The organism is Stenotrophomonas sp. TWI1183 (assembly GCF_039673115.1).
Lineage (GTDB): Bacteria > Pseudomonadota > Gammaproteobacteria > Xanthomonadales > Xanthomonadaceae > Stenotrophomonas > Stenotrophomonas maltophilia_AA.
The window spans coordinates 356,042-378,963 of sequence record NZ_JBDJKZ010000001.1; the positions used below are offsets into that span (position 1 = coordinate 356,042).

19 protein-coding genes are annotated in these 22,922 nt (G+C 63.6%); 12 read left to right on the top strand and 7 right to left on the bottom strand.

The annotated features are described in order from the left end of the window. Positions 1-104: 104 nt before the first annotated feature. The 8 genes from ABE434_RS01695 to ABE434_RS01730 all read left to right on the top strand — a co-directional run bounded on the left by ABE434_RS01695 (position 105) and on the right by ABE434_RS01730 (position 10,637). Complete coding sequence (locus ABE434_RS01695) at positions 105-2,663, top strand: TonB-dependent receptor (RefSeq protein WP_346477571.1); 2,559 nt, start codon at positions 105-107, stop codon at positions 2,661-2,663. A gap of 176 nt (positions 2,664-2,839) precedes the next feature. Then, positions 2,840-5,077, top strand: coding sequence for an ATP-binding protein (locus ABE434_RS01700; protein WP_346477572.1), 2,238 nt, complete (start codon positions 2,840-2,842; stop codon positions 5,075-5,077). Beyond that, on the top strand, positions 5,074-5,547 hold the full coding sequence (locus ABE434_RS01705) for a response regulator (protein ID WP_176988594.1): 474 nt from the start codon (positions 5,074-5,076) through the stop codon (positions 5,545-5,547). The genes ABE434_RS01700 and ABE434_RS01705 overlap by 4 nt, the downstream gene beginning before the upstream one ends. After that, on the top strand, positions 5,540-7,963 hold the full coding sequence (locus tag ABE434_RS01710) for a PAS domain-containing protein (RefSeq protein ID WP_346477573.1): 2,424 nt from the start codon (positions 5,540-5,542) through the stop codon (positions 7,961-7,963). The genes ABE434_RS01705 and ABE434_RS01710 overlap by 8 nt, the downstream gene beginning before the upstream one ends. Positions 7,964-8,110: 147 nt before the next feature. Beyond that, a complete protein-coding gene (locus ABE434_RS01715; protein WP_179458622.1) occupies positions 8,111-8,491 on the top strand; it encodes a response regulator in 381 nt (126 codons plus the stop codon). A gap of 101 nt (positions 8,492-8,592) precedes the next feature. Further along, positions 8,593-9,552 (top strand): cation diffusion facilitator family transporter, encoded by a 960-nt coding sequence (locus ABE434_RS01720; protein WP_346477574.1) that lies wholly within the window; start codon positions 8,593-8,595, stop codon positions 9,550-9,552. A 23-nt stretch (positions 9,553-9,575) separates the two neighbouring features. Further along, complete coding sequence (locus tag ABE434_RS01725) at positions 9,576-10,319, top strand: SOS response-associated peptidase family protein (protein WP_346477575.1); 744 nt, start codon at positions 9,576-9,578, stop codon at positions 10,317-10,319. Positions 10,320-10,466: 147 nt separating this feature from the next. Then, positions 10,467-10,637, top strand: coding sequence for a CsbD family protein (locus ABE434_RS01730; protein ID WP_019184192.1), 171 nt, complete (start codon positions 10,467-10,469; stop codon positions 10,635-10,637). 59 nt (positions 10,638-10,696) lie between these two features. Here the strand turns inward: ABE434_RS01730 and ABE434_RS01735 are convergent, their stop codons facing one another. Continuing rightward, positions 10,697-11,608, bottom strand: coding sequence for an NAD(P)/FAD-dependent oxidoreductase (locus ABE434_RS01735; protein WP_346477576.1), 912 nt, complete (start codon positions 11,606-11,608; stop codon positions 10,697-10,699). Positions 11,609-11,774: 166 nt separating this feature from the next. Between ABE434_RS01735 and ABE434_RS01740 the strand changes: the two genes are divergently transcribed. Together ABE434_RS01740 and ABE434_RS01745 are read left to right on the top strand one after the other, a co-directional pair. Further along, a complete protein-coding gene (locus tag ABE434_RS01740) occupies positions 11,775-12,323 on the top strand; it encodes a DUF805 domain-containing protein (protein WP_346477577.1) in 549 nt (182 codons plus the stop codon). Between the two features lie 80 nt (positions 12,324-12,403). After that, positions 12,404-13,330, top strand: a complete 927-nt coding sequence (locus tag ABE434_RS01745; protein WP_346477578.1) for a DUF6624 domain-containing protein — start codon at positions 12,404-12,406, stop codon at positions 13,328-13,330. A 100-nt stretch (positions 13,331-13,430) separates the two neighbouring features. Here ABE434_RS01745 and ABE434_RS01750 read toward each other — a convergent pair whose 3' ends face one another. Further along, a complete protein-coding gene (locus ABE434_RS01750; RefSeq protein ID WP_346477579.1) occupies positions 13,431-14,291 on the bottom strand; it encodes an OST-HTH/LOTUS domain-containing protein in 861 nt (286 codons plus the stop codon). A 45-nt stretch (positions 14,292-14,336) separates the two neighbouring features. Next, the gene (locus ABE434_RS01755) at positions 14,337-14,663 is read right to left on the bottom strand and encodes a helix-turn-helix transcriptional regulator (protein ID WP_346477580.1); all 327 of its coding nucleotides are present in this window, start codon (positions 14,661-14,663) and stop codon (positions 14,337-14,339) included. A gap of 200 nt (positions 14,664-14,863) precedes the next feature. On the opposite strand from ABE434_RS01755, the gene ABE434_RS01760 reads away from it, so the two are divergent. Next, entirely contained in the window at positions 14,864-15,226 is a 363-nt protein-coding gene (locus tag ABE434_RS01760; RefSeq protein WP_346477581.1) for a hypothetical protein, read from the top strand. 5 nt (positions 15,227-15,231) lie between these two features. On the opposite strand, the gene ABE434_RS01765 is transcribed toward ABE434_RS01760, so the two are convergent. Both ABE434_RS01765 and ABE434_RS01770 read right to left on the bottom strand, forming a co-directional pair. Beyond that, positions 15,232-15,915 carry a thermonuclease family protein gene (locus tag ABE434_RS01765; RefSeq protein ID WP_346477691.1) on the bottom strand — a complete coding sequence of 228 codons (684 nt, stop codon included), beginning with the start codon at positions 15,913-15,915 and terminating at the stop codon, positions 15,232-15,234. Positions 15,916-16,054: 139 nt separating this feature from the next. Then, positions 16,055-17,299 (bottom strand): MFS transporter, encoded by a 1,245-nt coding sequence (locus ABE434_RS01770; protein ID WP_346477582.1) that lies wholly within the window; start codon positions 17,297-17,299, stop codon positions 16,055-16,057. A 104-nt stretch (positions 17,300-17,403) separates the two neighbouring features. Here ABE434_RS01770 and ABE434_RS01775 point away from each other — a divergent pair, with 104 nt between their 5' ends. Continuing rightward, the gene (locus tag ABE434_RS01775; protein ID WP_346477583.1) at positions 17,404-18,375 is read left to right on the top strand and encodes an AraC family transcriptional regulator; all 972 of its coding nucleotides are present in this window, start codon (positions 17,404-17,406) and stop codon (positions 18,373-18,375) included. Positions 18,376-18,673: 298 nt separating this feature from the next. On the opposite strand, the gene ABE434_RS01780 is transcribed toward ABE434_RS01775, so the two are convergent. Both ABE434_RS01780 and ABE434_RS01785 read right to left on the bottom strand, forming a co-directional pair. After that, the gene (locus ABE434_RS01780) at positions 18,674-20,716 is read right to left on the bottom strand and encodes a DUF3732 domain-containing protein (protein ID WP_346477584.1); all 2,043 of its coding nucleotides are present in this window, start codon (positions 20,714-20,716) and stop codon (positions 18,674-18,676) included. Positions 20,717-21,170: 454 nt separating this feature from the next. Next, positions 21,171-22,472: a hypothetical protein gene (locus ABE434_RS01785; protein WP_346477585.1), complete on the bottom strand. Its 1,302-nt coding sequence runs from the start codon at positions 22,470-22,472 to the stop codon at positions 21,171-21,173. Positions 22,473-22,922 lie beyond the last annotated feature (450 nt).

A 22,922-nucleotide genomic window follows, 5' to 3' on the forward strand; every position in this document is an offset into this window, starting at 1 on the left:
GGGTCCGTTGCGCCAACGCACCTGCTGAGGCGGCCCTGCGGCCGCCGCCTGCCTGTCCGCCGCATGCCCTGCCGCATCGGCCCACCTATCTCCGGGGATCCTCCATGCTGTCCACGCACCATCGCCTGCCGTTGGTTGTCGCCGTCCTGTCCGCGCTCTTCCTGCCTGTCGCCGCGCGCGGCGCGCCCGAGGCGGACGCCGCCGCCAGTACCAGCACCGCCACCCTGGATACCGTCACGGTGACCGGCACCCGTGCACAGGGCCGTACCGTGCGCGAAAGCGCCGCGCCGATCGATGTGCTGTCGGCCGAGGACATCCGCGCCGCCAACGCCACCAGCCTGCTGGACGTGCTCAACACCACCGTGCCGAGTTTCAACCTGCCGCTGGAAACCGGCGATCTCAACAGCATGGTGCGCGCCGGGCAGCTGCGGGGACTGAACTCCAGCCACGTGCTGGTGCTGGTGGACGGCAAGCGCCGCCATGCCACCGCACTGCTGGGCGCCGGGGGCTTCGGTGGCGCCGCGCCCGCCGATCTCGCGCTGATCCCCACCGGCGCGATCGAGCGCATCGAGGTGCTGCGCGACGGCGCCTCGGCGATCTACGGCTCGGACGCCATCGCCGGCGTGATCAACATCGTGACCCACAAAGGCGCGCGCGGCGGCAACGTGTCCTACCGCGATGGCACCTATTTCGCCGGGGATGGCCGTTCGCGCGTGGTGCAGGCCGATGCCGGGTTCGGCATCGGTGACGGCGGGTTCCTGCACCTGGCCGCGCAGCTGGACGACCAGGAAGCCACCGACTACACCAGTCCGGCCCGCGACACCTTCCTGTACTACTTCCCGCGCGATGCCGACGGCAATGCGATCCGGCCCGGCGGCAACCAGGCCAGCAACCCGACCCTGCCGCCCGGTGCCACGCCGGATCCGCGCGAGGCCACCCGCGACAACAACGCCTGGCGCAACCGCGGCATCCGTGCCTTCCGGACCAAGGCCGCCACCGCCAGTGCCAGCCTTCCCCTGACTGCGACGGTGGACGCCTACGGACTGCTGACCCTCGCCCAGCGCGACGCATGGGCACCGCAGAACTTCCGCCAGCCGCTGCGCAACGAAGTGGTGCGCGCCATCGATCCGGATGGCTTCGCACCGACCGAGCACATCGACGAGAAGGATGGCGCACTGACCCTGGGCGTGCGCGGCCAGCTCGGTGACTGGGACTGGGACCTGAGCAGTGGCTACGGCCGCGATGCGATGGACATCAACCTGCATGACAGCATCAACCCGACCTACGGACTGGACAGCCAGACCGATTTCTACATCGGCGACCTGCGCTACAGCGCCTGGACGCACAACCTGGACGTGCGCCGCCTGCTGCAGGCCAGCTGGCTGAGCGCGCCCCTGGAGCTCAGCGCGGGCGCGGAGTACCGCGACGAGCGTTACCGGATCGGCGCCGGCGATGTGCAGTCCTACACGCATGGTGGCCAACGTGTCCTGGACGGACCTTACGCCGGCACCGTGCTGGGCATCGGCCTGGGCGGATCGCAGGCCCTGCCGGGCTATCGGCCGGAGGACGCGGTCGATGTCAGCCGCAACAGTGGCGCGGTGTACGTCGGTGTCGCCGCCGACCTGGGGTCGCGCTGGCGCGTCGATCTGGCGGGTCGCCACGAACGCTATTCGGATTTCGGCAGCGAGACCACCGGCCGCCTGTCCACCCGGTTCGCGCTGCACCCCCGATTCGCCCTGCGCGGGACGATCAGCAACGGCTTCCAGGCACCGTCACTGGCCGCACAGGCCTACCGCAACACCTCCAACGGCAATTTCTACACGGACCACATCCTGCAGGCGGGCTCACCGCAGGCCATCGCCCTGGGTGCGCAGCCGCTGCGCCCGGAAACATCGCGCAGCCTGAGCCTGGGCATCGTCGCCGAGCCCTGGGCAGGCGCCTCGCTCACGGTGGATGCCTACCGCATCGATGTGGACGACCGCATCGCGCTGTCCACCACGTTCCGCGAAGGGCTGTACCCGGGCTCCGGCGCGCTGGTCACCTCGGTCGGGCTCGGCGCCCAGGATGGGGTGCGTTACTTCATCAATGCCGCCGATACCCGCACCGAAGGCGTCGAGGCAACGCTGGAAGGCCGCTGGGATCTCGGCCGCGCCGGCACGCTGCGCTGGACCCTGGCCAGCAGCCATACCCGCGCGGAAATCACCGGGCTGGCGCCCACGCCCGCGGTACTGGCGGCCTTCAATGTGCCCGTCTTCAGTACCGGCTCGCAGAACGAACTGCTGTACAAGGCACCGAAGTCCCGCCAGGTGCTTGCCCTGGACTGGTCCCTCGGCCGCTACCGGGTGGGCGTGCGCCAGAGCCGTTATGGCGACATCCAGCGCTATGGCTCGCCCACGTCGGTCGCCACCAGCGGTCCGTATGCGGGCCAGGCCGAGATCGCCTACGACATCGGTGGGCTGTGGATCACCGATCTGCAGCTTGGTGCCACCCTCCCCGGCGGCTGGGACGTGGCCTTGAATGCCAACAACGTGTTCGACCGCAAGGTCACGAAAGTGCCGGCGCCGCTGCTGGCGGCGAACGAGTACTACCGCTACGCCAATGGTGGCCCGATCGACGGCTCCGGCGGGCTGTGGTCGGCGACCGTGCGCTACCGCTGGGACTGAGCGCGCGACAAGGCAAGGAACGCCGTCGCATCCTCACAGATCGGGATCAACGCCTATGCAAAAATAAGGGAACTGTGGCACACCGCGTCGCAGTGGACGGTGTGAGCTCCTGACGACCAGGCGACGCCGTGCCATTCGGGCGGTGGTCACCACTGGCAACGAGCAGGAGTCAATGAATGTCCTCGAGGAATTCCGGCGCAAGCGCCTTGGAGCTGTCCAGCTGCGCGCGTGAGCCGATCCGTACCCCCGGCGCAATCCAGCCTTACGGATTGATCCTGGTCCTCGATCACCTGACATTGACGGTCAATGCCCGCGCAGTCGCGCAACCGGACCTGATCGAGGCGCTCGGCGACCCCCTGGGGCACTCTCTGGAGGCGGTGCTCGGCGGTACCCTGGCCCACTGCAGGCCGCTGCTGGAAGCGCTGGAGCAAGGCGCTTCGCATTTCCTGGGAACGCACCCGGTGGGCACCGCGGGCCATCACCACACCGTGGCGCACCGGATCGGCGATGAGATCATCATCGAACTGGAAGCGCCGGTGCCGGGTGAGCCGGGCTCGCTGGAGGACCTGTACCCCTCGATCCGCCGCTTCATGGCCGCCATCGAGCGTGCGCCCACCACCCAGGCGCTGTGCGAGCTCGCCGCCGAGCACATCCGCGCCTTGACCGGCTTCGATCGCACGATGCTCTACCAGTTCGACCCGGACTGGAACGGCGCGGTGGTGGCCGAAGACCGCAATACCGTGCTGCCCTCCTACCTCGACCTGCGCTTCCCGGAATCGGACATCCCCGCGCAGGCACGCGAGTTGTACCGGCAGAACCGGGTCCGGCTCATCGCCGACAGCCACTACACCCCCGTGCCGCTGGTGCGGCTGCCGGCCATCGCCGATGCGCCGCCCACGGACCTGGGCCCGGCGATGCTGCGCAGCGTCTCGCCGGTGCACCTGCAGTACATGCGCAACATGGGGACCGGTGCATCGATGTCGGTCTCGGTGCTGTGCGAGGGCGAGCTGTGGGGCCTGATCTCCTGCCACAACCAGGTCGCGCGCCGGGTGCCATACCACGTGCGCACGGCCTGCGAGTTCATCGGCCAGATCCTGTCGCTGCAGATCGCGCTGAAGCAGCGCGCGATGCTGATCGAAGAGCGGATCGCGCGCCGGGCGATCCAGGTCCGGCTGCTCGGGCGGATGGCCGGCGATACCGACTTCATGGCCGCGCTCGGCCGCGACCAGCACAGCCTGCTCGCGCTGACCCACTCCACGGGCGCGGCGATCGTGCACCGTGGCGAATGCATCCTGCACGGTGACTGCCCGAGCCAGCGCCAGGTGATGCAGCTGGTCCAGTGGCTGACGGCGCAGCAGATCGAGGGCGATATCTTCTGCACCGACACGCTGCCGCAGCGATGGAAAGAGGCAGAGGCCTTCGCCGGCGTCGCCAGTGGCGTGCTGGCCATCTCCATCTCGCAGCTCCACGACAGCTTCGTGATCTGGTTCCGGCCGGAGGTGGTCCGCACCGTGCGCTGGGGCGGCGATCCGCGCAAGGAAGAGACCGGTCAGCCCCTGTCGCCGCGGACCTCCTTCGAGGGCTGGAAGCAGACCGTGCGCGAGCAGTCGCTGCCCTGGAACGAGGTGGATCGCGATGCCGCGCTGGAACTGCGCGCCGCGATCGTCGACATCGTGCTGCGCAAGGCCGAGGAAATGGCCGCGTTGAACGAGCAGCTGCTGCGCAGCAACAAGGAGCTCGAAGCATTCTCCTATTCGGTCAGCCATGACCTGCGCGCGCCGTTCCGCCACATCGTGGGCTACTCGGAACTGCTGTGGTCCTCGGCCGGCGAGCGATTGAACGATTCAGAAAAGAGATTCCTCGAGACCATCGTGGAGTCGGCAAAATCGGCCGGGACGCTGGTGGATGACCTGCTCAGCTTTTCGCAGATGGGCCGCTCGACCATGGGCCAGATCGCGATGGAGATGACGGCCCTGGTGGATGACGTGCGCCACAAGCTCGACATGGAATACACCGGCCGCGCCATCGACTGGCAGATCGCACCCCTGCCCAAGGTGCTGGCCGACCCCGGCATGCTGCGGCTGGTCTGGCAGAACCTGCTGGCCAACGCGATCAAGTTCACCCGCGACACGCCCGAGCCTCGCATCGAGATCGGACACGAACGCACGGACACCGAGGATGTCTTCTTCGTGAAGGACAACGGCTGCGGTTTCGACATGCGCTACGTGGACAAGCTGTTCGGCGTGTTCCAGCGGCTGCACCACGTCGATGAGTACGAAGGCACCGGCATCGGCCTGGCCAACGTCCACCGCATCATCACCCGCCATGGCGGCCGCACCTGGGCCCAGGGCCAGGTTGGCGCCGGCGCGACCTTCTTTTTCACCATCCCCTTTACTGCTGGAGACCACCTATGAGAGATCTGCGACCGATCCTGCTCGTAGAAGACAACCCGAAAGACGCCGAACTGACGATGGCGGCGCTTGCGCGCTGCCAGCTGCTCAACGACGTGACCCATGTGCGCGACGGCGTGGAAGCGCTGGAGTATCTGCGCTGCCAGGGACGTTACGAAGGGGCCATGCACGGCGGGCCCGTGGTCGTGCTGCTGGACCTCAAGCTGCCCAAGCTCAACGGCCTGGAAGTGCTGAAGGAAATCCGCACCGACCGCGCCCTGAGCAGCACCCCGGTGGTGATGCTGACCTCCTCGCGGGAGGAGCAGGACCTGATCCGCAGCTACGAACTGGGCGTCAACGCCTTCGTGGTCAAGCCAGTGGATTTCAAGGAATTCCTGGAGGCGATCCAGGGGCTGGGCATGTTCTGGGGCATCACCAACCAGCCGCCGCCGAACGGCACGCTGTTCGGCGGGAAGAGCAGACACGATGGCTGAGGCTGCCACAACAGGGACCATCAGCATCCTGATGGTCGAAGACAGCGCACTGGACGCAGAGCTGATCAGCGCGCAGCTGCGGCGCGCCGGCCTGCCGTTCACGGCCGAGCGCACCTGGTCGCACCAGGGCATGCTCGACGCCCTGGGCAAGGCCTCCTTCGACGTGATCCTGGCCGACCACGTGCTGCCGGGCTTCGACGGCGACGCGGCCCTTACGCTTGCCAGCGAGATCGCACCCGAGACGCCCTTCATCTTCGTCTCCGGCACGCTCACCGAAGAGCTGGCGGTGCAGGCGCTCAAGCGCGGCGCGCGCGATTATGTGGTCAAGTCGCGCCTGCAGCGGCTCCCCGATGCGGTCGTCCGGGCCATCCAGGAGGCGCAGGAGCGCCGCCGGCTGCTGCGCGTGGAGGCCGAGCTGCGTGACAGCCACCAACGGCTGAAACTGATCACCGATTCACTGCCAGCGCTGATCGCCTACTTCGGCCACGACCACCGCTACCGCTTCGCCAACAATGCCTACTTCGAGTGGCACGGGCTGACCCCGGACACCGTGGTCGGCCGGCATACGCGCGAGGTCATCGGTGAGGACGCCTTCAACGGCATCCAGCAGCACCTGGATCGCGTACTGGCTGGCGAGAAGGTGAGTTTCGACATGCTGTCGCTGCGCAGCAACGGTACCCCCCGCCATGCACAGGTGGACTGCGTGCCGGAGCTGGGCCCCGACGGGGCGGTGGTGGGTTACTACGCCATGGCACGCGACATCAGCGAGCTCAAGCAGGCGCAGGCCCTGTTGAAGGCCAGCAACGAATCGCTGGAGCGCCAGGTGGACGAGCGGACCTCGGCCCTGCACCGCAGCGAAAGCCGGTTGCAGGCCCTGTTCGAATCCAGCTTCCAGCACCAGAACCTGCTGACGCTCGATGGCTACATCATCGACACCAATTCCGCCTCGCTGGCCGCCATCCTGGCCGACAAGCAGGACGTGCGCGGCAACCTGTACTGCGAATCGGCGTGGTTCGCCGACACACCCGGCGTGCCCGGCGTGGTCTGCACCGCCATCCTCGAGGCCGCGGCCGGCACCGCCTCCCGCCATGAGCTGGAGCTGCGCCTGCCGACCGGCAAGCGCACGTTCGACTTCTCGTTCCGGCCCCTGTTCGATCATCAGGCGCGGATCACCGCCGTCGTCTCCGAGGCCGTTGAAACCACCGCGCGCCGTCAGGCCGAGGAAGCGCTCCGGCACAGCCAGAAGATCGAGGCGGTAGGCCAGCTGACGGGCGGCATCGCGCATGACTTCAACAACATCCTGACCGTGATCGCCGGCAACATCGAATACGCCAAGATGCTGACCGACCGGCTCGGTGACACGGCGGGCAATTCCTCGCGCGCGCTCGACAACGCTATGAAGGGCGTCATGCGCGCGGCCAACGTCACCCAGCGCCTGCTCGCGTTCTCGCGCCGCCAGCCGCTGAAGAACATGCCGGTGGATCTGAACGAAGAGATGCGCGGCATGCAGGACATGCTCAAGCGGTCGCTGGGCGAGCTGGTGCAGATCGACATGCTGCACAGCCCGGACATCTGGTGCGTGGAGATCGATCCGAGCCAGCTCGAGGCCTCGATCCTCAACCTCGCGGTCAACGCACGCGACGCCATGCCCGAGGGCGGCCGCCTGACGATCGAGGTCGACAACATCCACCTGGACAAGGATTACGCGGCCCAGCACCCCGATGTGCCCCCCGGCCAGTACGCGATGATCCGCGTGCGCGACACCGGCCAGGGCATGTCGCCGGAGGTGATGGCGCGCGTGTTCGAGCCGTTCTTCACCACCAAGGAGGTCGGCCGCGGCACCGGGCTGGGCCTGTCCATGGTGTACGGCTTCGCCAAGCAGTCCGGCGGGCATGTCCTGCTGGATTCCGCCGAGGGCACCGGTACCACGATCACGCTGCTGTTCCCGCGCTCGGCGGCCGCCCTGCCCAGTACCCGCATGGCCGACGCCCAGGCGCTGGACGCCTTCGAGGTCGAGGAGGAAACCACGGTCCTGGTCGCCGAGGACAATGACGATGTCCGGGCCTATACCGTGGACACCCTGCGCCAGCTGGGCTATCGCGTGCTCGAAGCCCATGACGGCCCGTCCGCGCTGCGCTTGCTGGACCGGACCGACGTGCGCGTGGACCTGCTGTTCTCCGACATCGTGATGCCGGGCATGTCCGGCTGGGCGCTGGCCAAGGAAGCGCTGGCCCGCAAGCCCGGCCTGCGGGTGCTCTTCACCTCGGGGTATCCGCGCGATATCGACGCCAGCGGCATGGTCGGCCGCAGCATCGCCCTGCTGGCCAAACCGTTCACCCGCAGCGACCTGGCGCGCTCCATCCGCACCTCGCTGCAGGATGAAAGCGCCGCCCACAACGGTGCCGCGTTGAACTGACGCCCCCGCGCCAGGCGGGAGCCGTGACAGGAGTTCCCGGCCGTCATGACGCCGGGCAGGCGTGCGATGCACGGCCGGCTAACACGCACGGGCGCTAAGGTGGAGATCCGCACAGGTGGCTGCACGCCACGAGGATCTCCACCCGCAATGAGTGCTGCCCGTACCCACCCGCGATGCCGCGTCCTGCTGGTTGAAGACGACGCACCCATCCGGGAGATGACCAAGGACATCCTCAGCGACGACGGCTTCGATGTCCTCGATGTCGCCGACGCTGAAACCGCACTGGGATGCCTCAAGCGCGACGGCCCCTTCGATCTGCTGGTATCGGACGTCGGCCTGCCCGGCATGGATGGCCGCGACCTGGCCACCATCGCCACCACGCTGCACCCGGCCATGCCCATCCTGCTGGTGACCGGCTACGCCGGGGCTGCGGGTGCCCGTCCCGATTTCCGCGGCGACGACATCAAACTGCTGCGCAAGCCCTTCACGCTCAAGCAGCTGGTGAGTTCGGTGCGGTCGCTGCTGTGAGCGCAGCGGGCACGGTCGCCCGCTGCTCCTGGCGTCGTGCACGCGCCCGGGACGCGCCGTCCGCGATGATGCGCGCACCCTCCCCGCTCCCGCCGACCGCCATGGCCAAGCCGACTGGCTCCCGTCTCGTCATCTATGCCGCCCTCGCCGGCAACCTCGCCATCGCCATCGCCAAGTTCGTCGCCGCCGGCATCTCCGGCAGTTCGGCCATGCTCAGCGAGGGCGTCCACTCCCTGGTGGACACTATCAACGAGCTCCTGCTGTTGTATGGCCTGCGCCGGGCGGAGCAGAAGCCGGACACCCTGCATCCCTTCGGCTACGGGCGCGAGCTGTACTTCTGGAGCTTCATCGTGGCACTGCTGGTGTTCGCGGCCGGCGCCGGTGTATCGGCCTACGAAGGCATCCAGCACATCCGCAATCCCGAGCCGGCCACCAACCATCTGGTCAGCTACATCGTGCTCGGCGTCTCGATCGTGTTCGAGGGCACCTCGTGGTGGATCGCGCTGCGCGAGTTCCGCGCCACCAAGGGTTCGCTGGGCTACTTCGAAGCCTTCCGCCGCAGCAAGGATCCCTCCACGTTCACCGTGCTGCTGGAAGACAGCGCCGCCCTGCTCGGCCTGGGCTTCGCGCTGGTCGGCCTGCTCGCCGCGCAGCTGCTGGAGATGCCGATCCTGGATGGCGTGGCCTCGCTGTGCATCGCCGGCGTGCTGGCCGTCACCGCCTTCCTGCTCGCCCGCGAAACCAAAGGCCTGCTGGTGGGTGAGCCGGCGCACCCGAGCGTGGCCAAGCGCATCCTCGCCGTGGCCAGCTCCGATGCCGATCTGCGCCGCGCCAATGGCGTGACCACGATGCAGATGGGCCCGGACCAGGTCGTGGCGATGCTGAGTGCGGAATTCGAAGATGATCGCACCACGCCGCAGATCGAGGCGTGCATCACGCGGATCGAGAAGGCGGTGAAGGCCGAGTACCCCGAGCTGGTGGCGTTGTTCGTCAAGCCACAGACGCCGGAGGTGTTCCAGGCACGACGTGCGGCGCTCGGGGAGCGGCATCCCGAAAGCTGAGCACACTGGACACTTCACCACGCATGCGTCGATTCGCCCAAGCCATCGCCGATACCGCCTCCCTGCCCGACGGGCTTCCCGCCGCATTGGCACGCGCGGTGGCGACCGCGCCGGACCACTACAACATCGGCAAGGGCGGCACCGCGACCGTGCTCGCGCGTGACCACGATGGTTCGATCGCGGTGGCCGACATGGTGTGGGGCCTGGTGCCGCGCTGGTCCAAGGAACCGGCCACGCCCTACACGACTGTCACCGCCCGCCTGGATCGCGCGCCGCGCAGCCGCATCTACGCGCAGGCGTGGGCGCAGCGCCCGTGCGTGCTGCCCCTGAGCGGCTATTACAAATGGGACCGGCAGCGCCGACCGCCGTGGCCGCTGTTCGTGCAGCGCAGCGATGGCCTGGCCCTGCTGGCGGCAGGTCTCTGGGAGCACTGGGAAGGCGACGACGGCCAGCAGCTGGACAGCTTCACCGTGTTGACCGGCCCCAACACCGCGATCCCTGCGCCACTGACCCCGGATGGACCGATCTTCATCGATGCGGGTACGGCGCTTGACTGGCTCAGCGGTGCCTTCAAGATGCCTGCGGCGTTGAGTGCCCGAGCGTCCAGGCCGGCCTTGGAGGCGCATCCCGTGAGCCGTGCCTTCCGCGATCCCGCGCGTGACGATTACACGCTGCTGGAACCTGTCGATCCGGATGCCGCGGCAGGAACCGCCGAGCCACAGGAATGGGAAGACGATGGGGGGGACGAGCGGGATGCGGATGAATGACGTGCAGCGCGCGTGAGCGTCAACCTTTCCGGCGCTTGAACGGATTCCGGGGCCGCGGCGGATTTCACCTTCGCGCCACCGCCTTCCCGTCAGGGTGGAGATGCCCAGCAACACGGGCCCTCTCTCTAACCAATCGTGGAGTCAACCATGGACAAGAATCGCACTGAAGGCGCCAAGAACCAGGTCAAGGGCACCGTAAAGGAAGTCGTGGGCAAGGTCACCGGCGACAAGACGAAGGAAGTGGAAGGCAAGATCCAGAAGGGTGTTGGCGAAGTCCAAAGCGACGTGGGAAAGGCGCGGGATGACGCTCGCCGCTGAGTCTTGACCCCACCGCTCTCTGGCCCGACCCGGGCAGAGAGCAGTGGGAGGCTAGCCTGTTATTCCAGCAACCCCATCAGCGAGTGGTGCACCGCTACACCTGCCAGCGCGCCCTCGCCCACTGCCAACGCGATGCTGCCCGCCATCCGGGCCGCATCGCCGCAGGCAAACACGCCCGGCACCGTGGTCTGTTTGGCCGAATCGGTGGTGATGCAGCCGCCATCCTTCAATTCGCAGCCCAGCTGCCCGGCGAGATCCGTGGACAGCCGCGAATGCGGCGAGATGAAGAGCGCATCCACCTCCACCCGCCGCCCATCGGCGAGCACCACCGTGGCGGTGTCTTCCACGCGCGTCACCCGCGCCGATTCGATCACGACGCCGCACTCCTCCAGCCGTGCATGCTGCTCCGCATCGATCCTGGCGGATGCCTCGCTGCAGAACAGCGTGATCCGACCCCAGTCGCAGAGCAACAGGGCCTGGGCCGCGCCACCATCCTTCGCGCAGCCAATCACACCGATGCGCCCTTCGAACACCTCGTAGCCGTGGCAGTACGGGCAATGAAAAACGCTCCGGCCCCAGCGTTCGCCGATGCCATCGATGTCGGGCAGGTCGTCGGTCACCCCGTGGGCCAGGATCACTCGATCCGCCACGAAGGTCTGGCCCTCTTCGACCGTGACCTGGAAGCTCCCGCCATCATCGATCACCTGTGCCGACACCGCTGTATCGGTGAGCCACGTCAGGGTGGGATAGCGCAGCAGTTCGTCGCGGGCCTGGGAGGCAATGTCCGCCGGCGGCAGGCCTTCCCTGCCGAGGAACCCATGGGCGACGCGCGCATTCCGGTTGCGCGGTTTTCCCCCGTCGATGATCAACACCTTGCGCCGGGCGCGGACCAGCTGCAGCGCTGCGGACATGCCGGCGTAGCTGCCGCCGATGATGATCACATCCAAACGATCAGGAGCCAGATCGGCCATGGCGCTGTCCTGCGATCTCGCAGAGTGACGAATGCGCCAGAGTGCGTGAGGCGGGATCAACGCCGCGCGTACAGCGTGTGAGCCCCTGCATCACAGCGCGCCATCGAGCCGGACACCGAGGCGCCCCTACCACCGCAGGGCAGTTCAGCAGGCACTGGAATTCACCATGCTATACAACCGGGCAAGCACCGCCCTGGGCGTCGCACAATCCGTCCCCAAGGCAAGCGACAGCACGTATCTCCGCGATGCCGTGTCGCCGACAGGCCATTTGGATGAAGCCCGCATGACATCGATCTTTTCCACCACACCTCTCCGCCGGCCGGGCATGACCCGCGGCATCGCACTGGCAATTCTCCCGCTGAGGCGCTACAGCACGTTCTCCGGGCGCGCCAGCCGCAGGGAATTCTGGGCGTTCGCGCTGCTTGCCTTCAGCGCGCTTGGCGTTTGCTACGCCTTGATGATGTGGACCTACAGTGCCGCATGGGTCATCACGGGCATGGTGCTGGCGGCGCTGCTGGCCACTGTGCTCGTGATCCCCCTGATCGCCGTCACGATCCGGCGGCTTCACGATATCGACGAATCCGGTTGGCTGGCGCTTCTCGTCCTCGTGCCGTTGGGCGTGTTCGTGTTCTTCCCGTTGATGCTGCTTCCTCCCACGCCGGGATCGAATCGCTTTGGCGCGCGTGACCCAGACCTCATGCAACCGGACGCATGACCCAGGCGGCGGGACGAGGGCTTGAATTCCCTGGCAGGTAGCGGCTACGTTTCCTGTACGCCCTTCATGGAAGAACTGCGATGCGTTCAAGGTTGATACGCCCCCACCCTGTGGCCCGCGCGGCAACACTCACCTTCGCCCTCCTTGCAGCGGGCACCGTCGCAGCTGAGCCGCCCAGCTTCTTCACGGCGGTGGACCAGTATGGAAACAACGACTATGCCGCGTGCAGCAGCACCTTGAGTGACCTGCACCGGCAGGGCATCCCGTTCCCCGAGGGCGGCGAACTGTTGTTGGTCGAGTGCACGGCGGCAGCGGGCGATCATGCAGCGGCTTTCGCGTACATCGACGCGCTGCTCGCCAGCGGTCGCCTGCCGCTGGACGATCTGCGCACGAAAGAACGCCCCGGCCTGGATGCGCTGCGTGCCGATCCCGCGTGGCCGGCGGTGCTGCAGCGGGTGATGGCCGAAGAGAAGAAACACGATGCGCTGCGCGATGCGCCGCTGCGGCAGGCGTTGCTCGCACGCGAGGCGAAGGATCAGGCGGCGCAACATGCCGCCATCGCGGCAGGCGGTGGCGATGCATGGCGGCAAACAACTCCGGTGAGCGAAGCGAATGCAACTTGGCTGAAAGCCGTGATCGCCGAGAAGGGCTGGCCCGGCATGACGCGCGTCGGCCGCGATGGCGCCAAGGCGGCGTGGCTGATCGTGCAGCATGCCGACCATGACCCCGCGTTCCAGGCGCAGGCGTTGGCGTTGATGCAGAAGGCCAGCGAGGCGGGTGATGCCGACCCTGCGGACATGGCACTGCTGACCGATCGGGTCTTGCTGGCGCAGGGGAAGCCGCAGCGCTACGGGACCCAGTTTGCGGAGGCTGGGGACGGGGTCATGGAGCTTCGGCCTACCGAGGATTTGAAGGCTTTGGATGCACGGCGACGTGCGGTGGGATTGCTGCCGTTGGCGGCGTACAAGGCGATGCTGGCGGAGATGTACGGTAAGCAGGTCAGGTAGGCTGCCGCAGTATCATCGCCGGAGTGCAGGATTGGGCCTCACCACGTTGCGCGATATGGCATGCAGTGCCTCCCTGCGCTGCCTCCTCAAGTCGATCTGACTAAGGACGTTTGGCAATCCGCTCCCGGTAGAAACCCACGCGCTGGCCACCGATGTCGCGGTACTGAAGATCGAACAGACCTGACGCATGCAGGACATGTTTCCAGCTTCGGCATCCATACTTCTCCGGCACCTGGCCAGGATCGCGGGCATGGATGGCGCGTCCTGCGGCGTTCACGGGCGCCCAGCCATCTTCGGCAAGCTCTGGCAGGACGTCGCGAAGCACGCGAACGGCGCCTGATATAGCCCAGTGGATCGTTCCATCCAAGCCGATACCGTTGATCATGAATTGTTCAAACGCGTCCGATTGAACATGCTCCGCCATGAGGCAGCGCACCTTCTCCATGCCGTCTGCCCAGGCGTGAAGCTGATCAACGTGCCTGTCGATGAACCCGTAGCTCGCCTCGAGCGCGCTTGAGGCTGCAAGACACCCTTCCAGCGTCCCTAGGTCATAGTCCTCTATGAAGTGATGCGCAAGGCGATTTCGGAGTTGCACCAGATCAGCCAGATCCTTCTGGATGCCGGCATAGTCCTGCGGCGATGTGTTGAGCCGGAAGTACAGGCTGACTGTCGCCACGTCATCACAAGCAGCATCGTCCTCCTCAGCATCAATGCCGAGATCGGGAACGATATAAGAGCCCAACAAGTCGCGCACCAACATTCCCAGCGTCTTCGTAGATGCCTCGTCAATGCGGTCTGCCTGCAGTCGGGCGATACGAGACGCAGGCCCCGCAACTCTGTGGTGAGCAACGAGCTTCTTCAGCAACCACTCGTATTGCTGGATACGCAGTAGGCATTTCCCGAGAAGCCGTTGAACGTCCTGTTGCGGCAGCCGCAGTGCCTCTTGGTAGGAATTCTTCATCCTTGGCCGCTCAGCTCTGTTCCATGAAGAGTAGGAAGAACTTCCTCACTTCGCCTTACGCCGGACATTTGAAAGAAGTGCCTCCTGCTCCTTGGCGGACATCCTGCTGAACTCGTGGATGAGCTCTGCAAGGTCGTCTGTCTCCGCGTACAGGTAGGCAACGGAGACACCCAAGACACCCGCGATCTTCTGAGCCGTCTCGATATCGCAATTGTGCACGGCCCGCTCGTACCGGTTGATGCGAACGCCCGCTACGTCTTCTGGCAACCCCACAAGCACCCCCAACGCGCGTTGAGACAGGCCCTGCTCGACCCGACACGTCCGGAGGCGGCGGGCGAAGACAGCGCGGATCGAGGTAGGCGTGCGGGTCATGCCAGCAAGCATGACCCGGACCTACGCTGAACGTAAATTACGTTCAACGTACCCTGAAATGCAAGGCCAGATGCGTCAAAACCGCGAAGCCAATCCGGGGTGCGATGCCATGCTCCCACTGCACGCGTGGCCATGCCGGCGCGGGTCACACACCGCCAACGCGACAGTGGCATCCTGCATGATCGTGCGGGAGACCAACGATGCGGATAACGGAAAATTCCCTTGCAGCCAGCGCTGTCACGCTGAAGGTCGGCGTGGTGTTCTGGGTACTGGTGGCCTGGCGGACACCAGGCGGCGAGCCCTGGGACGCGCCTGCGTTCTGGACCGTCGTCTATCCCATCGCACTGGGTATCGCCGCCGTTCTAGGCGCCTGCTTTCCCCGCAAGGCGTGGCTATGGGGACTGTTGCTCATGGCGCTGCAGGTGCCGGTGGTGGCCGTGATGTCGGGCGTTGGCCCGTTGTTGCTGGCCGGACTGGTGTACGCACTGGTGCTGTCGGTGCCTGCGATGGCCATCGCGGCGGCAGCCGGGGCGCTGCGCCGCCGCCTGCATGGGAGGCCTTGAGAACCTCAGCGCTTCGCCGGCTGCCACCCTGCTCGCAGTGCATCCGCAGGGCTGCAGAACATACGCTCGCCGTGGTTCGTGTCGATGCTCGTGCGCTCGTAGTCCCGCTGGCCGGGCACGTGGTAGATCTTCTTGCCTTGGCGGGAGATGTTGCCCTTGATGCGGCATCCGCCCGGCGCCGGCTGCGCGGCTACCGGGGCGTGTCGTGCCGTCTGCTCACGCTTGCTGCGACGGTAATCTGCTGGCATCTGGAACGGCCCTTGCCAGAGGTTCCGCTGGTGCTGGTGCGCGTCGACTTCGTCTGCGATGAAAGCCGTCGCATACTGGCGATACGCGACCGCCCAACCGGAGCGCACCATCCACCGATTGACCGACGTACCTTTAACAAAGCACTCCGCCACCACCCGGCCGTAGCGGTCGGTGTCCTTGGGCTGGCAACGAACGGTTTTTTCCAGCAGATAGCCGTCCAGCGCGGCGGCTGACCGACGCCCACAGGGCCAACTGCGCCCATCTTGGGCGGTGCATTGCTGCGCGCTTTCCGGAGCGTCGATGCCCCACAGGCGGATGCGCTGCTTCGCCACGGTGAGAGTGTCCCCGTCCGTGACCGTCGCGCGGCCGACCAGCTCTGCTGCCACACCAGGAACCGAAGCAAAAACCACAAGCAATACCACCAGACCTTTCACCACCATCAACAACAACGTCCTTCAAGTGCACGCCCGGGAGCGAGCGCCAGTTAAAACAGGGCCGAGCACTTTAGCGGAAGCGGAGACAGGACGCCGACTACATCGACAGTCCTTCACTCCCGATGCGCATTCCTGGTGTGGCCGCCTAAATATGCAACGCCGGACCTGCCGAGAACGTCGGCGGGCTCACCCTGACCCGGAACGCGATGAGCAGGCTGGCGAGGAGCATCACCGCCGCAGCCACGGTGAGGACTGCCACGATGCCCCCCAGCCCGAACACCAGACCGCCCAAGGCGGCCCCCGCTGCGATGGAGGACTGCACGGCAGCGACCACCATCCCGCCGGCACTCTCGGCCTGGTCGGGCACTGCACGCGCGACCCAGCTCGACCAGGCAACGGGCACGCCACCGAAGGCCAGACCCCAGAGCGCGACCAGGATCGACAGCCCGCCAACGCCCACCGGCAACAGGACCATGCCGAGCGCGGCTGCACCCACCAAGGCAGGCATGATCACCAACGTGACTTTCAGACTGCGCTCCATGAGCCAGCCGGCCAGGAGTGTGCCGACAAAGTTCGCCACGCCGAATCCAAGCAGGATCAGCGCCAGGCCATCAGCGCTCATCTGCCCCACGCTCTCCAACGTGGGGCGGATGTAAGTGAAGAGCGAGTACTGACCGGTGTGCGCCAGAACGCAGCCGAGCATTCCGACCGCAACCCCCGGCCGGCGCAAGAGACCCACCACCGACTCCGGGAGCGCCGCCCTGCGCGGAGCCATTCGGGGCAGCGTGAACCACTGGAACGCAAACGTGAGTCCACCCACCGCTGTCGCCGCCCAGAAAGCACTGCGCCAGCCCAGCAGCCCGCCGAGGTAGCTCCCCAACGGAACGGACACCACCGTGCCGACCGCAATCCCGCTGAAGATGATGGACAGCGCGCGAGGCACGCGCTGGGGCGGCACCAACCGCATGGCCACGGCCGCCGCCATGCTCCAGAAACCGCCCAGCGCGACGCCCAGCAGGACGCGCATCACCAGCAGCACGCCCATGCTGGACGACAACGCCACCAAGGCGTTGGAGAGGATCATCAGCGCCGTGAAACTCAACAGCACCAGGCGCCGGTCCATCGAACGGGTCAGCCGAGGGACAAGCAGGCCAGCGAAGAGGGCCACAACCGCCGTGACCGTCACGGCTTGACCGGCCAGCGCCTCCGACACCCCCAGGTCCGCCGCCATCGGCGTCAACAGGCTGGCAGGCAGATACTCCGCCGTGAGCAGCCCAAAGACACCCATGGCCAGCGAAAACACGGCCACCCATGCCGATGAAGACGGCTCCCCCCTACCCCTGTCCACAGAATCAGGCGCGTTCGCGGCATCCACTACGTTATTGCTCATCACAGATCCCAGTGCATTCGTGCAGCCGAGAGTCTAGGGAGCCAGGCCAGGATGATCTATGATTGTTCAGCCTGTATTTTTGATCGAAGCCCCGGACCGCCTCAGTGAGCCACGCTCCACACCCGTCCCAGTCCTCCGACCTGATCAGCGAGCTGCTGACCGGCATGCGACTAAATGGCGTTCAATACCGACGCATCCAGACCGGGCCGACCTTTGGGCTTGGATTTCCGCCGAAGCCAGGCCATGCCTACTTCCATTACCTGGCAGTGGGCAATGCGATTCTTCGTGGCGCGGACGGCAGCCAACACCTTCTCTCCGCCGGGGATGTCGTGCTTCTTCCCCGCGGAGAAGGCCACGCGTTGCTGTCGGGCGAGGACCATCCTGTCCAGTGTCTGGAAACGATAGACGCCGCCCCACTGGGCGACGCGGTGAGCGGGATAGACACATGCCCGAGCACCCATGCCGTACCAAGCGCTGTGCTTTTCCACGGATGCATGGTGTTCGATCTGGGTGGCATGCAAGGGTTGAGCAAGGTGATGCCGGCGGTGATGTTGGCCGATGGCAACGCCACTCCGTTCACTGGGCTGTTGCCGATGGTCGACGCGATGAAGCGCGAGGTGTGCTCCGGACGCATTGGCTATGCAGGCATACTCGCCCGGCTGGCGGATGCAGTCGCCGCCATGATCGTTCGTGACTGGGTCGAGCGCGGTTGCGACGGCGCATCCGGCCTGGTCATTGCGATGCGCGACCCTCGTCTATCGCTGTCCTTGCTTGCGCTGCACAGGGACCCTGGGCGTGAGTGGACCGTCGAAGCGATGGCTGCGGAATCCAACATCTCACGGTCTGTCTTTGCAGACCGGTTTCAGACTGTCATCGGAACCGCTCCCCTGCGCTACGTGACTGAGCTGCGTATGCAGTTGGCCAGCCAATGGCTGAGCCACCAAAACATCTCCATCGAAGTGGTGGCAGAGCGTCTTGGCTACGCGTCGCAGGCTGCTTTCAGTCGGGCGTATAAGCGTGTCATGGGGCACTCGCCTGGGGCGACTCGGCGGGGACACCGCGTGGCATCGTCATAGGAGGCAGTTTGGTCAGTCGCTCAAGCGGCCTGAGCGTCGTCAATGGGCGTCGGCACCCTTTTCTCTCGGCCAGATACGCAAAACGCCCCTTCCGAGGCGCTTTGCGTATCTGGCGGAGAGAGCGGGACAAAACGTTCCCACTCCTAAACCCTTGATCTGCCCACAGAACTCAAACCGGACTGTGTCCTGGTGAGTGTCCCGGAAGAATACGCCTGCCATGGCGCAACAAGCAACGTGACCGTTGGATGGGGGCCAGCCTTTTGGGCATGCAGCGGCCTGTATGGGGCACCCTGCCCCATCAAGAGAGGCCTACCGGCCCTCCATCGCTGCTATACGGTGCTGCTGCGTTCTCGGCAATAAATCCCCTTGTCCGCCACGTGGCGCGAACGAAGCTCTTGAAGTCGTAGCCCTCTCCAAGGGTCAGCTTGTCGGCGTGATCCGACACAATGATCTGCGGCATAACCCCAGTGTCCCTTGCGGTCTGGTCACAGAACAGGGCAAGTTGGGTAAACATGTTGTTCACTGCACTCATATCTTCATCAACTCTGTTCTCGCGCTTGGAATGCTTAGCCAGATCCTCGGGACTGAAATCCTCGGCGTCATCCAAAGCAGCCGGGAAGTAGACCTGAGTCGGTTGATCTAAGAACAGGACTGGGGGGATCTTGCACTTCGACTCCGCTGCAAACTGATAATGCAACGCCAAGAACAGCGCCAAGTGGGAATAGAGCCAATTTGCTCCACTTCCCATAGAACGCAGATAGACCCGATTGAGTTCGTCTTGCTGATACCAAAGCTCGAAGGTCTCGATGCTAAAGCGAAGTTTCGACGGCCTATACGTTTCTTCGAAGCTGAAAAGATCGCCATACTCAGCCAATTTGGCATCGATGCTTTGACTCAATGCTGCGAGCCGACGATCAGCGCTGTACTCTGCCAACAAGTAAGCCAATCGACTGATCTCATCACGCAATCTCCTTGAATGCGTCAAAAGCTCGGACTCAGGATTCTCCAACTGATCCTGGATAGCGATCTCAAGCAACAGCTTAGATTTGGTGGCCTGCTCGTCAATGGATCTCGACGAGGTGAGTCTACTCAGTTCTTCGTCGATCGGCCTTATTTCAGCAAGGATCGAGCGAAGCTGATCGTCAATGAGATCAATTTTCTCTTGAACTTTGCGCCCTTCTGCGGCAAAGCTCTCTCGCGCGTAGCTCGAAATTCCAAGCTGACCGTTTAGCCAGTCAATCGCATCTACGAGCTTATTCGCCTCAGCCGCCGGGGCCAAAGTGTGCGAGTCGCACACCGGGCAATGGGCCTCAAAGAGCTCGGTTGACTGAGGCAGTCTGTCTGTCTTCATGTCGACGCTAAACTGAGTAGCCGAACCAACCGCTTCTGACACAAGCCTGAGCTGACCTTGCAGCTGGCGTTTTTCAAGAAGGGCGTCACCACGCCTGCGATTCAGCGCACCTCTTTTAAACTCGATTTCGTTTGACAGCACATCAATTCTGACCTGACGCCCGGAGATCTGTTTAAGAAACTCCAAGGGATGCACATATATCTGCTCTGCCGTGGCTTCCGTCAAGTCCACTCCGGCCAACATCTTGAACTGGGCCAACAGATCGGCGTACCTACGGATCGCCGTTGCCTTGCGCTGGGCTTGCTTTGGTATCTGAGCCTCGATCCTCTTTAGCTCATACTTCGCTGCCTCTTGTTCTTTAACGAGATCGAAGTAGGCCTCATCAACCAGGCCCATAAAAATCTTAAAATGGTTGATGGCTTGTTCGCGCTTTTCCTTCTCGTCGAACCGATAGAAGATCGCATGCTTGTTGGCGACGAGATTTTGATGTTGAAGCATGAACGAAGAGAAGCTGCGCACCGAAGGGGTAGCGACTTTCCTCATCCCGGCAAGTTTCAAGTGCGGATCCTCATCGATGTTCTCCAGCGTGACGCCGAAGTAGCGACCAACGCTCTTGATATAATCAGGCAAGTGCATGAAATGTTTTTCAGCGAAGAATGACGTCGGATGTTTGATCAGCTCAAGAAGCGCATCAGGATCCGCACCTTGCTGCTCAAGCAAAAAACACCGATTTGACTTCTTCTTTCTTGCCGTTACCAAAAAATATCCAGGGAACTGCCAGACCACGAAAAACGTTTCTGCCCTTTCCGTGATGATCCCAACCGGTATCGTATCCTCACTACTGCCAAGGCAGTAGTCGAAGATCTCGAGAATTGCACTCTTGCCCGTCGAGGACTTGCCGGTAATGATGTTAAGTCCTTGCTCGAATCTCACTTCATGAAGATTACCGGTGGTGTCAACAACGCCGATATAGCGGACAAAGCATTTCATAGTGACTTAAATCCCAACATCCTGTAAATGGATACGACATCCGCCTCGGCAAAAACTATGGATAGCTTCTCAGCCGCACGCAGATGCTTCTCAACCGCATTGACCCCGCGCACTTTCCCAACGGACTTCACCGTTAGCGCGTCAGTAATCTCGATACTTCGTTCGGCCGTTAGAACCAGTAGCGCGGAATGGGTCAATGCCTTGAACCGCCCGGTGTTGTGCACAAGACCAACAAGCCTGGACTGATCATTGCAAAGCGTTCGCACATTACTTCGCTTCGTGGCGCCGAGGAGGTATTTTTGCATAGTTGGGTATAGGACCATTGGCAGGACCAAGTAGCTAAGCAACAGGTCTCGGTCGCGAGGCGGCGCGCCGTCGTAGAACTGATGAATGACCGGGGCTAATGCGAAGGGGGATCGTTGAAGCGTGTGGAGATGCTCAACTGGACTAGATGTCACTCCCAAAGCCTCCATTGGAAGTCACGCAACGGGGGCAGATTGGCCTGATCAGCAAGCATGTGGTATATGCCGTTGCGAAATCCCACCGGTGTAGAATCAAAGCTGCCGAACCGGTCCGCCGGTAAAGCACATCGACTGTCGTAGAACGAGCACGAAGCCTGCTGACGCTCAGCATGAGACAATGCAGGATTGCTGCTGCGAAGCAACGCAGAGCGAGACGCTCGATGCATCCGCAGCTGATTGCCGCTGTAATCATCGATGTCTTCGGCGGACGTATCGAGGTCTCTTAGCAGCTCGGAGATGATCTTCTCCGCACAGAGAAGATCAACAGTAGCCTCAAGAACCAGTTCGTCATCGCCACCAATCTCAACAAGCTTCTTCACAAAAAGCCTTTCCCGCAGATGCTCGCCTTGCGCCTCCATTGTGATTTGTCCGACATCAAGGCGCGGAAATTTAACGTTTCCAACCGAGTATCGCTTGTTGAGCTCTATGAGCTTCGACGTGAACTGAGCACCCGTGAAGCTCCACCCCGATGTCATCTTCCTTGCATTGGTCATGAATCCGAAAAGATCATCCAAGAACTCGTCTTGTCGACCAGGCAGAATAGCTCTTAGGTACAGCGTCTTGTATCGATTAATCAACCCAAGCAAATCCGGCTGCTCCGTGACCAACTTCACCTTACCCAGGACCTGCTTCAAGGTCGTTCTGACGCCTGAGGCCATAACGCGCCTCTGAAGCTTCAAGCTCTCAGCAATTCGTACTTCCTTGCCATTGCTCGGATCAAGCCTCGCCCCCAGCGCCGGGTCACCCTGTTTGGAGTCGGCCCGTTCCGCAAATCGTTTCTCAGCGTCTTGATGGATCTTCTCCAAAGCACTTAGACGCTGATCTGCGTCCAGATCTTTCCAACCCTTCAACGAAGCGCGACTGCCAAACTTTTGCGTCGTAAGCAGTACCAAAGAAACATAGCTCTCCTGCCGAAATCCAGGATTCAGCCAGTTGTTGAGCGTCTTCCACAGGTTCTCGTGACCGTCAGTCAGATCAGCGCTATAGTCCTTGACCTCAACTTGTTCTCGTCCTTCGACCGTCACATCGCCAAAGACCTCGATCCAGAGGACGTCATCAGGCTTTAAGGTATGACAGTAGTCCATGGCGACGTGCACTTGATATTTCAGTGCTTCTGACAGCCGGGTGGCATCAAATGGAAGCCTATCGCTCCGTATCACGGCGGGCACGGAAAGGCCCGAGAGAGACAACGGCAATAGCCCCTGCTCCGCCGTGGCGATACTCTTTGACGACATGAAAACAGCCCCCCTGTCTTTGTTGATCTAAAATCTTACCAACGATGCGCTGCCAAAATCCATGAGCGGCGCACGACTGATCCTTTCCACCGACAACCCTACTGGGCGGCTCTCAGCTATTTGCCCTTGGGACACAGTTGGTAGTGATCCAGCGAGCCGGCCTTCTAGGCACGCCCAATCGAGTCTATTTTCAGGAAATCGCAACACCAAGTTGAGAAACTTTCAAAGATCATCAGAACCGCCAACCCCGCTGCAAGTCTACATAGTGGTATGCCATGGTTTAAAATATTGGCTGATTTTCCACCACTCCATTGAAACGAACGAACCGCGCCCACATAGCCCCTCGTGGCATTTCGCCATGACACGCATGCCAGAAACATAAATGATTTTTGCGTCACCGCCGTCCACCACACCAAAAGCGCGCAGCCACATTGACGTCGTCAAAGTCTA